At 71.2% G+C, this 13405-nt stretch carries 11 protein-coding genes; 2 read left to right on the plus strand and 9 right to left on the minus strand.

The window, feature by feature from the left end; all coding sequences use genetic code 11:
* Positions 1 to 155: 155 nt before the first annotated feature.
* On the minus strand, positions 156 to 428 hold the full coding sequence (locus STRTU_RS22905) for a hypothetical protein (RefSeq protein WP_159745702.1): 273 nt from the start codon (positions 426 to 428) through the stop codon (positions 156 to 158).
* Positions 429 to 836: 408 nt separating this feature from the next.
* Between STRTU_RS22905 and STRTU_RS22910 the strand changes: the two genes are divergently transcribed.
* Entirely contained in the window at positions 837 to 1358 is a 522-nt protein-coding gene (locus STRTU_RS22910; RefSeq protein ID WP_159745704.1) for a universal stress protein, read from the plus strand.
* 139 nt (positions 1359 to 1497) lie between these two features.
* On the opposite strand, the gene glmS is transcribed toward STRTU_RS22910, so the two are convergent.
* On the minus strand, positions 1498 to 3318 hold the full coding sequence (gene glmS / locus STRTU_RS22915; protein WP_159745706.1) for a glutamine--fructose-6-phosphate transaminase (isomerizing): 1821 nt from the start codon (positions 3316 to 3318) through the stop codon (positions 1498 to 1500).
* Positions 3319 to 3385: 67 nt separating this feature from the next.
* Complete coding sequence (locus STRTU_RS22920; protein ID WP_159745708.1) at positions 3386 to 3676, minus strand: hypothetical protein; 291 nt, start codon at positions 3674 to 3676, stop codon at positions 3386 to 3388.
* A gap of 189 nt (positions 3677 to 3865) precedes the next feature.
* Here STRTU_RS22920 and STRTU_RS22925 point away from each other — a divergent pair, with 189 nt between their 5' ends.
* Positions 3866 to 5470 (plus strand): beta-N-acetylhexosaminidase, encoded by a 1605-nt coding sequence (locus STRTU_RS22925; protein WP_159745710.1) that lies wholly within the window; start codon positions 3866 to 3868, stop codon positions 5468 to 5470.
* Between the two features lie 48 nt (positions 5471 to 5518).
* Here the strand turns inward: STRTU_RS22925 and STRTU_RS22930 are convergent, their stop codons facing one another.
* The 6 genes from STRTU_RS22930 to STRTU_RS22955 all read right to left on the minus strand — a co-directional run bounded on the left by STRTU_RS22930 (position 5519) and on the right by STRTU_RS22955 (position 13398).
* A complete protein-coding gene (locus STRTU_RS22930) occupies positions 5519 to 6394 on the minus strand; it encodes a geranyl diphosphate 2-C-methyltransferase (RefSeq protein WP_159745712.1) in 876 nt (291 codons plus the stop codon).
* A gap of 32 nt (positions 6395 to 6426) precedes the next feature.
* The gene (locus STRTU_RS22935) at positions 6427 to 7488 is read right to left on the minus strand and encodes a family 2 encapsulin nanocompartment cargo protein terpene cyclase (RefSeq protein WP_159745714.1); all 1062 of its coding nucleotides are present in this window, start codon (positions 7486 to 7488) and stop codon (positions 6427 to 6429) included.
* Positions 7489 to 7507: 19 nt separating this feature from the next.
* The gene (locus STRTU_RS22940) at positions 7508 to 8950 is read right to left on the minus strand and encodes a family 2B encapsulin nanocompartment shell protein (protein WP_159745716.1); all 1443 of its coding nucleotides are present in this window, start codon (positions 8948 to 8950) and stop codon (positions 7508 to 7510) included.
* Positions 8951 to 9284: 334 nt separating this feature from the next.
* Positions 9285 to 10436 (minus strand): acyl-CoA dehydrogenase family protein, encoded by a 1152-nt coding sequence (locus STRTU_RS22945; RefSeq protein WP_159747161.1) that lies wholly within the window; start codon positions 10434 to 10436, stop codon positions 9285 to 9287.
* A gap of 11 nt (positions 10437 to 10447) precedes the next feature.
* Positions 10448 to 11389 carry a hydroxymethylglutaryl-CoA lyase gene (locus tag STRTU_RS22950; RefSeq protein ID WP_159745718.1) on the minus strand — a complete coding sequence of 314 codons (942 nt, stop codon included), beginning with the start codon at positions 11387 to 11389 and terminating at the stop codon, positions 10448 to 10450.
* Positions 11389 to 13398 carry an acetyl-CoA carboxylase biotin carboxylase subunit gene (locus STRTU_RS22955; protein ID WP_159745720.1) on the minus strand — a complete coding sequence of 670 codons (2010 nt, stop codon included), beginning with the start codon at positions 13396 to 13398 and terminating at the stop codon, positions 11389 to 11391. The genes STRTU_RS22950 and STRTU_RS22955 overlap by 1 nt, the downstream gene beginning before the upstream one ends.
* Positions 13399 to 13405 lie beyond the last annotated feature (7 nt).

The following is a 13405-nucleotide window of genomic DNA, read 5'->3' on the forward strand; positions in this document are numbered from 1 at the left end:
TACGCGTCTCGGCTCTGCCCGTTCGCAGTAGGGCACAACCATGCCCAGCGGTCCTTTCCTCCCTGCTCACACCAGGGTTGAGGGGTACTCAGGACTAGGTATGGACCTCGGCCGGAAGTTGGCTGAAAACGGTCGCGCGCAGAGGTGTCGGCGCCTCAATCGACCGGCGTACGCCCTTCGGAGTGCCGGCCGCCCCCGTGCGCCGTCACCCCCGAACGTCCGTTTCTGTCCCGGTGTCGTCCGACCTCGCGCACCCGGACCCGGGCGGCGGTCCGCTCGGAGTGCCGTAACAGTGCGCGGCAGGCGCCGGTCACCGCGGCCAGACCGGCCCCGGCCCCGGCCGCGCCGGCCCAGGAGACGCCGCTGAAGATCAGCACGAGGGGCACCAGGGCGCAGCTGAACGCGCCCCAGCGCACCACGTCACTCACTGGGTCGGGTGATCTGTCGGACGGCAACGGCACCGCGTACTCCCCTCGGACGGGCTGCTACTACAACGCCGCCGACGATCACGGGTCACCGCCAGGGGCGCGAGGGGTGCGTACGGGGGCAGGTCGGGGCATTGCCATCCGCGCCACGCTCCGGCATGCTCCCGGGGAACGTTCGAGGCCCCACCCACCTCGCACGGGCGCCCTGCGCCCATGGCGGGCTCTGGGCAGCGGGGGAGTGGCGCCGTACTCTTGGGGTATCGGGTTGGGAAGATGATTCCCAGTCGTATCGTTCCTCTTTGAACTATGGCTCCCGCACTTCGGGCGCGTCAGCTCAGTCAACTGCCGGATCAAGTCAATCGCCGTTCCCCGTTCGCCCCTCCGCAAGAGGACGTCCTCGCCGAGACACCAATGGCCGGTCACGAAATCCCCGAACCCGCGAACCGCAAGCAGGTCGCCGATCCCATGGCGGACCTCGAAGCGGCGGAAAAGACGCGCCACTCCTGCGACCCCGCGTTCCGGCACGGCGTCGTGGTCGGCTTCGACGGCTCCATGTCGAGCGAGCGGGCATTGGCGTATGCAATCGGTATGGCCCGGCGCCTCGGCTCCGGTTTGATCATCGTCCATGTGGCCAACCGGCTGCCGACGACGGTCTGGGCGGGCTGTGAGCCCCCGGTCTTCGTGGACGTGCCGGATCACCGCACCGAAGTGCTCGGCCTGGAGTTGGCCTGCGCCGATCACCTCAGCGAGGTCCCCTGGATCCTCGTCGAGCGCGGTGGCGACATCTGCCATGAGCTGGAGGAGGTCGGCCGGGAGTACGAGGCCGACGCGATCGTGGTCGGTTCCACGCACGGCATCGTGGGCCGGATCTTCGGCTCGGTGGCCGGGCGGCTGGCCCGCCGGGCGCAGCGCCCGGTCATCGTGATTCCCTGACGCGCCCCCCTTTGCGCCTAAGCCGGCGCCGCTTTCGCGCAGGTGGCTGGGCGCCGTGGGGGGGTGCTCAATTGTCGCTTCGGTGGAGGGGGTTGGGGTGGGGTGGGGGAGCGCTCCACCGGGCTCCCCCACCGGGGTGCTACTCGACCGTCACGGACTTCGCCAGGTTGCGCGGCTTGTCGATGTCGCGGCCGAGGGCCAACGCCGTGTGGTAGGCGAGCAGTTGCAGCGGAATGCCCATCAGGATCGGGTCCAGCTCGGGCTCGTTCTTCGGGACCAGGATGGTGTGGTCGGCCTTCTCCTGCTCCTGGTGGGCGACGGCCAGGATGCGGCCGCTGCGGGCCTTGATCTCCTCCAGGGCGGCGCGGTTCTTCTCCAGCAGGTCGTCGTCCGGGACGATCGCGACGGTCGGCATCGCGGGCTCGATCAGGGCCAGCGGGCCGTGCTTCAGCTCCGACGCCGGGTAGGCCTCGGCGTGGATGTACGAGACCTCCTTGAGCTTCAGCGAGGCCTCGCGGGCCACCGGGTAGCCGCGCACCCGGCCGATGAACATCATCGACTTGGCGTCCGCGTAGGCCGCCGACAGCTTCTTGATGTCCTCCTCGCCCTTGAGGATCTCGTCGATCTGCGCGGGCAGCTTGCGCAGGCCCTCGATGATCCGCTTGCCGTCCGCGACCGACAGGTCACGGATCCGGCCGAGGTGCAGGGCGAGCAGCGCGAAGGAGACCACCATGTTGGTGAAGCACTTGGTGGAGACCACGCAGACCTCGGGGCCCGCGTGCACGTAGATGCCGCCGTCGGTCTCCCGGGCGATCGCCGAGCCGACCACGTTCACCAGGCCGAGCACCCGGGCGCCCTTGCGCTTGAGCTCCTGGACGGCCGCCAGCACGTCGTAGGTCTCACCGGACTGGGAGACCGCCACGTACAGCGTGTCGGGGTCCACGACCGGGTTGCGGTAGCGGAACTCGGAGGCCGGCTCGGCGTCCGAGGGGATACGGGCCAGCTCCTCGATCATCTGCGCGCCGATCTGGCCCGCGTGGTACGAGGTGCCGCAGCCCAGGATCTTGACCCGGCGCACCCCGCGCGCCGCGCGGGCGTCGAGGTTCAGGCCGCCGAGGTGCACGGTGGAGAAGCGGTCGTCGATCCGGCCGCGCAGCGCGCGGTCCACCGCGTCCGCCTGCTCGGAGATCTCCTTGTGCATGTACGTGTCGTGGCCGCCCAGGTCGTACGACTCGGCCGCGTACTCGACGGTCTCCGGAGCGGACGTGGTCCGCGAGCCCTCGGTGGTGTACGTGCGGTAGTCGTCGGCCTTGAGGGTGGCCATCTCGCCGTCGTCGAGGGTGACGACCTGGCGGGTGTGCGAGACCAGCGCGGCGACGTCGGAGGAGACGAACATCTCGTGCTCGCCGATGCCGAGGACGACCGGGGAGCCGTTGCGGGCGACCACGATCCGGTCGGGGAAGTCGGCGTGCAGCACGGCGATGCCGTAGGTGCCCTCGATGTGCCGCAGCGCCTCGCGGACCTTCTCCTCCAGCTTCTCGGCGGTGGAGCGGCCGATGAGGTGGGCCAGCACCTCGGTGTCGGTCTCGGAGGCGAAGACGATGCCGTCGGCGGTGAGCTTGGCGCGCACGTCCGCGGCGTTGTCGATGATGCCGTTGTGGACGACCGCGACCTTGCCCTCGGTGTCCTGGTGCGGGTGCGCGTTCTCGTCGGTCGGCGCGCCGTGGGTGGCCCAGCGGGTGTGCGCGATGCCGGTGGAGCCCGCGAAGCGCTTGGGCAGCCGGGACTCCAGCTCGCGGACCCGGCCCTTGGCCTTGGCGGTCTTCAGGCCGCCCGCGGTGCCCTTGGCGTGGATCGCGATGCCCGCGGAGTCGTAGCCGCGGTACTCCAGCCGCTGCAGGCCCTCGATGAGCAGCGGGGCGACATCACGTTTGCCGATATACCCAACGATTCCGCACATACAGTGACCCTCCCAGAAAGCGTGGTAACGATGGTTCGTGCCCGGCCCGGTGCCCCGGGCGCGGCCGTCAGCCGTAGATCAGGCGGCGCAGCTGGCGGGTCGAGAGATCGGGTGGCGCCACGGCGCGGTGCGGCATCTCGTGGCGGATCCGTTCGAAGATCGCCTCGTTGCGCAGTCCCTGGGACTGCAGCTCGCGATGGCGACGGCGGACGAATTCCTCCGTGGTCTCGTCGAAGTACGCCAGCACGTCCAGCACCACCCGGGCGGCCTCACCGCGCTGCAGCGGTGTGCTGCGCACCAGGTGGTCCACCAGGTCTTCGTGCGGCGCTTCAGCGCTGCGGTGACGGCGTTCGAGCACCCGTAGATACTGCGGGGCGGCGCGAAGAATCGCAAGAAATCTGCCCGATAGCGGGCAGGTCCCCGGTTTGGCGGCTGGAAAGTGGTCTGAACCTTGACCGGAATCAAGGCTCACGGTACGCATGGTCACGTTTCGGTCGCTCCATGCCATGCACCACGCCATGCACGAGGTTCGCCGAAGGGACCGTCGATGAGACGACGCAGACTGCTGTTCTCGCTGCTGCTGGTCGCGGCGGCGGGGCTGGGGACCGCCGCCGTACCGCCACCGGGCGCCGCGGGGGCCGCTCCCCGGGCCGCCACCCCGCTGGACCGGGTGATCCCCGCGCCCGCCTCCGTACGCGGCGGCGGGGACGCGTACACCCTCGGTGACCGCACCCGGATCCGGGTGCCCGGCGGCTCCGGGGAGGCCAAGCGGATCGCCGGCTATCTGGCGGGGCTGCTGCGGCCCGCCACCGGACTCGCCCTCCCCGTCACCACCAAGGACGGCCGGGACGGCATCGTCCTCCGGCTCGGCGGCAGCGGTACCGGCGGGCTGGGCGCCGAGGGCTACCGGCTGACCTCCGACGGCCGTGCGGTCACCCTCAGCGCCGCCCGCCCGGCCGGCCTCTTCCACGCCGTCCAGACGCTGCGCCAGCTGCTGCCCGCCGACGCGGAGCGGCAGCGCGCCCGGCGCGGGCCCTGGCGGATCGCCGGCGGCACCATCACCGACTCCCCGCGCTACGGCTACCGGGGCGCGATGCTCGATGTCTCCCGGCACTTCTTCACCGTGGCGCAGGTCAAGCGGTATATCGACCAGCTCGCGATGTACAAGATCAACCGGCTGCATCTGCATCTCTCGGACGACCAGGGCTGGCGGCTCGCCATCAAGTCCTGGCCGCGGCTGGCGACGTACGGCGGCTCCACCCAGGTCGGCGGCGGCCGCGGCGGCTACTACACCCAGGACGACTACCGCGAGATCATCCGCTATGCCGCGTCCCGCTATCTGACCGTCGTCCCCGAGATCGACATGCCGGGCCACACCAACGCCGCGCTGGCCTCGTACGCGCCGCTCAACTGCAACGGCCAGGCACCGCCGCTCTACACGGGCACCGAGGTCGGCTTCAGCTCCCTGTGTGTGCCGAAGCGGGAGACCTACGACTTCGTGGACGATGTCATCCGGGAGCTGGCGGCCCTGACGCCCGGCCGCTACCTCCACATCGGCGGCGACGAGGCGCACTCCACCAGCCATGCGGACTATGTGGCCTTCATGGACAAGGTGCAGCCGGTGGTCGCCAAGTACGGCAAGACCGTGGTCGGCTGGCACCAGCTGACCGGCGCGCACCCGGCCAAGGGCGCCGCCGCGCAGTACTGGGGCTACGACAAGACGGGCGCGGCGGAGCGGCAGCAGGTCGCCGACGCCGCCCGGAACGGCACCCGGCTGATCCTCTCGCCCGCCGACCGCGCCTACCTCGACATGAAGTACGACAAGGACACGCCGCTGGGCCTGTCCTGGGCCGGCTATGTCGACACCAGGCGCTCCTACGACTGGGACCCGGGCAGCTACCTCCAGGGCGCGCCCGCGGGCTCGATTCTCGGCGTCGAGGCCCCATTGTGGACGGAGACCCTCAAGACCTCCGCGGACATCGAGTACATGGCCTTCCCGCGGCTGCCCGGCATCGCGGAGCTGGGCTGGTCCCCGGCGAGCAGCCACGACTGGGACGACTACAAGGTGCGGCTGGCCGCCCAGGGGCCGCGCTGGGACGCGCTGGGCATGAACTACCACCGCGCACCGGAGGTGCCCTGGCCCGCGCGGTGAGACGGCCGTGCCGGGCGTCCTCGGACGCCCGGCACGGTCTCCCGGTCCTCAGACCCGGTCGGCGGCGATCAGCAGATACTGGAAGCTGCCGTTGCGGTACGCGGTCAGGAAGGTGTCCTCGATCCCCGTGACCAGGTGGTCGGCCTCCCGGCGCAACTCCCAGTACGGGAGCGCGGCTTCGGTGAGATCCTCGACGTGCACGGGGACCAGCCGGTTGCGGGCCATCGCGCGGAAGTACTCCGATCGCGGGTGGATATCGCAGATGTAGTGGGCGTTGATCAGCGACACCTCGCGGGAGGCCCGCCCGTAGGTGTCGTTGTAGCAGCCGGTGATCGTGACATACCGTCCACCGCGCCGCAGCAGCCGCGCGTGCTCGGCGAACAGCAGGTCCAGCTCGACATACATGCTGGACTCGTTGTTCCAGGACGCCGCGTACGCCCCCGAGGTGAAGCCGGTGTCGAGCATATTGCGGTGGTGGTAGCGCACCTTGTCGTCGATACCGCGCTTACGGGCCTGCGCGTTGGCGAAGTCGGCCTGCTTGGCGGAGATCGTGGCCCCGTCGGTGTGACAGCCGTGCCGCAGATGCGCGACCACGCTGCCGCCGCCGCGGCCGCACCCGGCGTCGAAGACCCGGTCGGTGGGGGAGAGGTCGCCGAGGCGGGAGGCGAGCAGCTCGGCCTGGGCGTGTTCCAGCCGGTGCAGTTCGCCGGTGATCCGCTCCCGGCGCCGGACGGGGTCCGGCTCGTTCAGCACCGACCGGTCGGCCTCCCCGATGCCGTAGTGGTGGTGGTACAGGTCGTCGATCTTGCCGAGTTCGAGGTTGACCGGGTTTTCCTCGGCGTTCCAGTAGTCCGCGACCCGGGACTGGTACGTGGACTGGGTCGGCACCGGTGTGCGGGCGGTGTCGGCGTGAGCGATGGACAACGGTGGCTCCTTGCTGTGCTGCGCGGATCGGTCTACCAGTAATGGGGCAGGTGGTAGCGGTCGGTGTTGGTGGCGTGCCACTCGTGGTTGCCGGACACCCAGTCGGCGAGGCCCCGGACATACCGTTCGAGGAGGGGGGAGAGGGCGGCCAGCGGGGCCGACTCCGTCTCGAACGCCTCCATGACCCGGTTGTGGATCTCGACGCTCTTCAGGTAGGCGGCCTTCAGACCGCGCTTGTCGTTGGCGGCCACCACCTGGGGCAGGTTCAGATGGTCCGGGTCACTCGCCAGCTCCTTGGTGAAGGAGTACAGGTCGTTGACGATGGTGGTGGCGTTGCAGGCCAGCGCGGTGACCCGCTGGACCTCGGGGCGGGCGTAGAGCGCCTCGGGCAGTTCGTAGCCGTCCACGGCGTCGACGATCGACAGACACGGACGGAAGTTGTTGAACTGCCGCATGACCAGGTACTCCCAGACCCGCGGCGCATGCCGGGTCTCCGCCCAGGCGGCCTCGGCGAGATAGCCGAGGTGCAGCCGGGCGATGTCCTGGACGAAGCGGTCTGCCTGGCTGGGGGTGGCGAGCGCCGCGTAGTCCTTCAGGGCCCAGTGGTAGGAACGCAGCGGGCCGTCGGCCTGCACGCCCTGGCGCCACTCCGCCTCCAGTTCGGGGGTGCCGTGGAACGGGTCGAGGGCCGACTGGGCCATGATCAGCCGGCCGCCCAGGCCACGGTGCGCGCCGCCCTTGCCCTCGTCCTCCTCGCAGTAGCAGGTGTCGACGATGTTCTCGGCCAGCAGCAGCTTGCCCGCGACGGTGAGGCGGTCGAGGTCGGCCGCCCCGGGATGCTGCAGTGCGACCGCCCGCCCGAACTGGAACTGGGTGAAGTCCCCGCTCCACTGCGCGGGGAACAGATCCAGCTGACGGGCCCAGGTCTCCAGCCTGCGGTCGACCTCCGCGGCCGTTTCGGGGTCGGCGGGGGCGGCGGGCCGGTATCTCAGCCCGGGGACGGCTCCGCCGGGGCGCCGGGTGCGCAGGGTCCGGGCGAGGTTCGGCGGGCCGGGCAGCGCATACGCGGCGGCGGGGTTCGGGGGCGTGCTCATGGTTCGGGACTCCACCTGGTCAGTCGGCGCTCCGGCCGGTCTGGACGTTCTCCAGGACTCCGACGGCGTCGGGCACGAGGATGGCCAGTGAGTAGTAGGCGGTGACGAGGTAGCTGATGACGGCGGCCGGGTCGATGCCCATGAACCGGACGTTCAGGCCGGGTTGGTACTCCTCGGGGATGCCGGTCTGGTGCAGACCGACCACTCCCTGGTCCGCCTCGCCGGTACGCAGCGCGAGGATGCTGCTGGTCTGTGTGTCGCTGATCGGGATCTTGCCGCAGGGGTAGATCGGGACGCCGCGCCAGGCGGGCACCTCGTGCCCGTCGACGGTCGCCGTGCCCGGCACCAGACCGCGCTTGTTGCACTGCCGGAAGAAGGCGGCGATCGCCTTCGGGTGGGCCAGGAACAGCCGGGTCTTGCGGCGCATGGACAGCAGCTCGTCCATGTCGTCGGGGGTGGGCGGGCCGGTGTAGGTGCTGATGCGATGGCCGTAGTCGGCGTTGTGCAGCAGGCCGAACTCCCGGTTGTTGACCAGCTCCCACTCCTGGCGCTCGCGGATCTCCTCGACGGTGAGCCGGAGTTGCTGCTGGGTCTGGTCCATCGGGTCGTTGTAGAGGTCGGCGACCCGGCTGTGGACCCGCAGCACGGTCTGGGTCAGCGAGAGCTCGTACTCGCGCGGGGCGAGGTCGTAGTCGACGAAGCCGCTCGACAGCGTCGGCTCGCCGACGTGCCCCGCCCGCACCGGCACCTCCGCCTCGCCCTTGCGGTTCATCGGGCGCTGCTGCCGCTCCGCGTACGCCGACAGATGGGCGGCCAGGGACGGCGCCCGGTCGGTGAACTCCCGGACCACGTCCCAGGGCAGCGCCATCACGACGCCGGCCGTTTCGGCCCGGACCGAGCTCAGCCACCGGGGGTCGGGCCGGCCGATCGCCTCGTCCCCCATCTGGTCGCCGTCCGTGACGACGCCGATGACCTCCTCCTCGCCGTACTTGCCGACCGTGTAGCGGGCGAAACGGCCGTGTACGACGAGGTACGCCTCGGTGGTGGGCTGCCCGGCCTCGAACAGGACCTGGCCGGCCCGGACCTCCCGCACCCGGAAGCGGCCGGCGAGTTCCTTGAGGACCTCGGTGTCGGAGTAGCCGCGCAGGGCCGGGAGTTCGGTGAGCGTCTGCGGGATCACCCGGATGTCGTCCGCGCCGTTCTGCTCGAACTGGACCCGACCCCGGCCGACACGGAGCTGCAGCCGCCGGTTGACCCGGTAGGCGCCGCCCTTGACGTCCACCCAGGGCAGCGTCTTCAGCAGCCATCGGGAGGTGATGGCCTGCATCTGGGGCTCGGACTTGGTGGTGGTCGCCAGCTGGCGCGCGGCCTGGGTGCTGAGGCTGGTGAGCGCGCTGTCGGCGGGTGCTGCGAGCGCGGGCTCGTCGGAGGTGGAACCGGTGACGCTGTCCGGTACGGACACTTTCCCTCCCGGGACATGAACAGACGTGAGCAGAACGGCCGCTGATGATCAAAGTGGCCGTGTGCAGGAGCAAGCCAAACAGGAGGGAGCGCGCGCCGGTACGGCGTGAAAGGGGGCGGCTTCGCAGCCGGACGTCATAAACCCCGGAGCGATGCATACGGATCATGGTTGTGCGCCCGCGCGCCCTTGGGCCAGGGCATGCTCCGTACGCACGGGGGTATGGGCGCGGCCGCGCACGGGCGCTCCAGGGGAGCCCGCTGTCACCCCGTACACCACAGTGGCGGCCCGGTCACCGAAGCGACCGGACCGCCACATCCACTTCTCCGCGCAGCGCCTACCCGACGCCCAACTCCCGGGCGATCAGCATCCGCTGGACCTCGCTGGTGCCCTCGCCGATCTCCAGGATCTTGGCGTCCCGCCACATCCGGGCGACCGGGTACTCGTTCATGAAGCCGTAGCCGCCGTGGATCTGGGTGGCCTCACGGGCGTTGTCCACCGCGATCTCGGACGAGTAGAGCTTGGCCAGCGCGGCCTCCTTCTTGAACGGTTCGCCGTGCACCAGCCGGGAGGCGGCATCGCGCCAGGCCAGCCGGGAGGTGTGGGCGCGCATCTCCATGTCGGCGAGCTTGAACTGGATCGCCTGGTTGCTGCCGATCGCGCGGCCGAAGGCCCGCCGCTCCTTGGCGTAGCGCACGGACTCGTCCACACAGCCCTGCGCCAGGCCGGTGGCCAGCGCCGCGATGGCGATCCGGCCCTCGTCGAGGATGCGCAGGAACTGGGCGTAGCCGCGGCCCTCCTCGCCCAGCAGGTTGGCGGCCGGGACCCGGACGCCTGCGAACGACAGCTCGCGGGTGTCCGAGGCGCTCCAGCCGACCTTGGAGTACGGGGCGCCGACCGTGAAGCCCGGGGTGCCGGAGGGCACGATGATCGAGGAGATCAGCGGGGAGCCGTCGTCTTTGCGGCCGGTGACGGCGGTGACCGTGACCAGCCCGGTGATGTCCGTACCGGAGTTGGTGATGAAGCACTTGCTGCCATTGATCACCCAGTCCCCGCCGTCCCGTACGGCGGTCGTCCGGGTCGCGCCCGCGTCCGAGCCGCCGTCCGGTTCGGTGAGGCCGAAGGCGCCGAGCATCTCCCCGCTGCACAGCTTGGGCAGCCAGGCGCGCTTCTGCTCCTCCGTGCCGAAGTGGTAGACGGGCATGGCGCCCAGGGAGACGCCCGCCTCCAGGGTGATGGCCACCGAGGAGTCGACCCGGGCCAGCTCCTCCAGGGCGATACCGAGGGCGAGGTAGTCGCCGCCCATCCCGCCGTACTCCTCGGGGAAGGGCAGCCCGAACAGGCCCATCCGGCCCATTTCCTGCACGATCTCGTACGGGAACGCATGCTGCTCGTAGTACTCGCCGATCTTCGGGGCGACGACGTCGTGCGCGAACGCCTCGACTGTGCGCCGGAGTTCTTCCAGCTCGGCGGAAAGACGGTGGTCCAGGGACATGGGGGTCACTCCTTGTGGGAGAGGGCACGGAGGGTTCGGGAGGGGCTCGGCCGGCCCAGGGCCTCGGCCATCCACACACTGGTGGCGGTCAGGCGGTCCAGGTCGACCCCGGTCTCGATGCCGAGGCCGTGCAGCATCCACACGAGGTCTTCGGTGGCGAGGTTTCCGGTGGCGCTCTTGGCATACGGGCAGCCGCCGAGGCCGCCCGCCGAGGCGTCGACGGTGGTGACGCCGTGCTGGAGCGCGGCGAAGGTGTTGGCGAGGGCCTGCCCGTAGGTGTCGTGGAAGTGCACCCCGATACGGGAGGTGGGCACCCCGGCCTCATTGAGGGCGGCCAGCAGGGTCTGCACATGACCGGGGGTGGCCACCCCGATGGTGTCGCCCAGGCTCAGTTCGTCGCAGCCCAGATCGAGCAGCTCCCGGCAGACCCGGACGGTCTGCGCGACGGGCACCGGGCCCTCCCAGGGGTCGCCGAAGCACATCGAGAGATAGCCGCGGACGTGCACCTCGGCGTCCTTGGCCCGCGCGATCACCGGGGCGAACATCGCCAGCGCCTCGTCGACCGTGCGGTTGAGGTTGGCCTTGGCGAACGACTCGGTGGCGCTGCCGAACACCGCGATCCGGCGGGCGCCCAGGGCGAGCGCCCGGTCCAGCCCGCGCTCGTTGGGGACCAGCACCGGGAGCCGGTGCGGATCCAGATCGGCCAGCAGCGGGAACAGCTGCTCGGCGTCGGCGAGTTGGGGCACCCACTTGGGGTGGACGAAGCTGGTGGCCTCCACCGTCGGCAGGCCCGCGGCGGCGAGCCGGTGGATGAACTCCGCCTTGATCTCCGTGGGCACCACGGTCCGCTCGTTCTGCAGGCCGTCGCGCGCGCCGACCTCATGGATCCGTACCCGGGTGGGCAGGCCCTCCGCGCGGATCTCCATCGGCAGTCCGGCCGCGGTCATCAGGCGCTCTCCTGCCCGCCCTCGGGGGCGCCCGCGGACGCGGCGGGCTCCTCGGGGCTCTCGTGCGGGGCGACCACGGCCAGGATCTGGTCCATGGCGACGGTCGAGCCCGCGGTGACGTCGAGTTCGGCGACGGTCCCGGCGTGCGGTGCGGAGATGACGTGCTCCATCTTCATCGCCTCCACCACCAACAGGCCCTGACCGGCGGCCACTTCGTCGCCGACGGCGACCTTGACGACGGTGACGGTGCCGGGCATCGGGGCGGCCAGGGTGTCCGCGCCGTGCGCCCCGGCGGCCCCGCGCAGCGCCGCGGCCACCGGGTCGTGGGTGGTGACCTGCCAGGAGTCGCCGTCCCGGCCGAGCCAGTCGCCGCTGTGGTGGAAGGTGTGCAGCACGCCGTCGACGGTGACCCGTACGCGGTCCGGTGTGACCTGGGCGGCGGCCGCGTCCGGGCGGACGTCGTGGGCCACCGGGTCGTGTCCCGGCACCCGCAGCCAGTGGCGTACGGGCGCGGGCTCGCCGCCGAGCCGGAAGCCGTTCGGCGCGGCGAACGGGTCGCGCCAGCCGCCGTCGGCCACCGCCGGTTCCAGGGCGGCCTGCCGCACCGCCGCGGCCGCCGCGTACACCTCGTCCGGCACGGTGCCGTCGACCAGACCGGCCGCCTCCCGCTCCACCAGACCGGTGTCCAGCTCGCCGGAGACCACGTCCGGGTGGGCCAGCAGCCGCCGCAGGAAACCGGCGTTGGTGGTGACGCCGAGGGTGACCGTCCCGGCCAGCGCGGCCCGCAGCCGGCGCAGCGCGCTCGCCCGGTCCGGGCCGTGGGCGATCACCTTGGACAGCATCGGGTCGTAGCGGCTGCCGACCTCGCCGCCCTCGGAGAGCCCGGAGTCGGTGCGCACCCCGCCGCCCTCCGGCTCATGGAGCGTGAGCACCGTGCCGCCGGTCGGCAGGAAGTCGCGGGCCGGGTCCTCGGCGCAGATCCGCGCCTCGATGGCGTGTCCGGTGAGGGTGATGTCCTCCTGGGCGTACGGGAGCCGCTCACCGGCCGCGACCCGCAGCTGCCACTCCACCAGGTCGAGACCGGTGACCAGCTCGGTGACCGGGTGTTCCACCTGGAGGCGGGTGTTCATCTCCATGAAGTAGTAGGAGGCCGGGTCCTTGCCCGGGACGATGAACTCGACGGTGCCGGCGCCGCGGTAGCCGCAGGAGCGGGCCGCCGACGCCGCAGCCTCGCCCATCGCGGCGCGGGTGGCCTCGTCCAGCAGGACCGAGGGGGCCTCCTCGATGACCTTCTGGTGGCGGCGCTGGAGGGAGCACTCGCGCTCGCCGAGGTGGATGACGTTGCCGTGGCCGTCCGCCAGCACCTGGATCTCGATGTGCCGGGGCCGGTCGATCCAGCGCTCGACGAGCAGCGTGTCATCGCCGAAGGAGGAGCGGGCCTCGCGGCGCGCGGAGGCGATCTCGTCGGCCAGCAGCGCCTCCTCGCGCACCAGCCGCATGCCCTTGCCGCCGCCGCCCGCGGACGGCTTGAGCAGCACCGGCATGCCGATCTCCCGGGCCGCGGCGGCCAGTTGACCGTCGTCCAGCCCGCTGCCCGAGGAGCCGGGGACGACCGGGACGCCGGCCTCCCGGACCGTCTCCTTGGCCCGGATCTTGTCGCCCATCAGCTCGATGGCGTCGGCGGACGGGCCGATGAAGACCAGCCCGGCGTCCGCGCAGGCACGGGCGAAGGCGGCGTTCTCGGCGAGGAAGCCGTAGCCCGGGTGGACCGCCTGGGCGCCGGTCCGGACCGCCGCCTCCAGCAGCCGCTCCACGGACAGATAGCTCTCGGCGGCCGCTGCCGGACCGATCCGTACGGCCGTGTCGGCCTCGCGGACATGGCGGGCGTCGGCGTCCGCATCGCTGTACACGGCGGCCGAGCGGATGCCGAGGGCGCGCAGCGTACGGATGACACGGACCGCGATCTCGCCGCGGTTGGCGATGAGCACGGTGTCGAAATTGGTGGCCATTGCTGGG

It is taken from the genome of Streptomyces tubercidicus, from assembly GCF_027497495.1.
Classification (GTDB): domain Bacteria; phylum Actinomycetota; class Actinomycetes; order Streptomycetales; family Streptomycetaceae; genus Streptomyces; species Streptomyces tubercidicus.

Excerpts from the sequence above, each read along its gene's own strand:
- STRTU_RS22910 (WP_159745704.1), top strand. The coding sequence starts at position 837 with ATGGCCGGTCACGAAATCCCCGAACCCGCGAACCGCAAGCAGGTCGCC.
- glmS (WP_159745706.1), bottom strand. The coding sequence starts at position 3,318 with ATGTGCGGAATCGTTGGGTATATCGGCAAACGTGATGTCGCCCCGCTG.
- STRTU_RS22925 (WP_159745710.1), top strand. The coding sequence starts at position 3,866 with ATGAGACGACGCAGACTGCTGTTCTCGCTGCTGCTGGTCGCGGCGGCG.
- STRTU_RS22935 (WP_159745714.1), bottom strand. The coding sequence starts at position 7,488 with ATGAGCACGCCCCCGAACCCCGCCGCCGCGTATGCGCTGCCCGGCCCG.
- STRTU_RS22950 (WP_159745718.1), bottom strand. The coding sequence starts at position 11,389 with ATGACCGCGGCCGGACTGCCGATGGAGATCCGCGCGGAGGGCCTGCCC.
- STRTU_RS22955 (WP_159745720.1), bottom strand. The coding sequence starts at position 13,398 with ATGGCCACCAATTTCGACACCGTGCTCATCGCCAACCGCGGCGAGATC.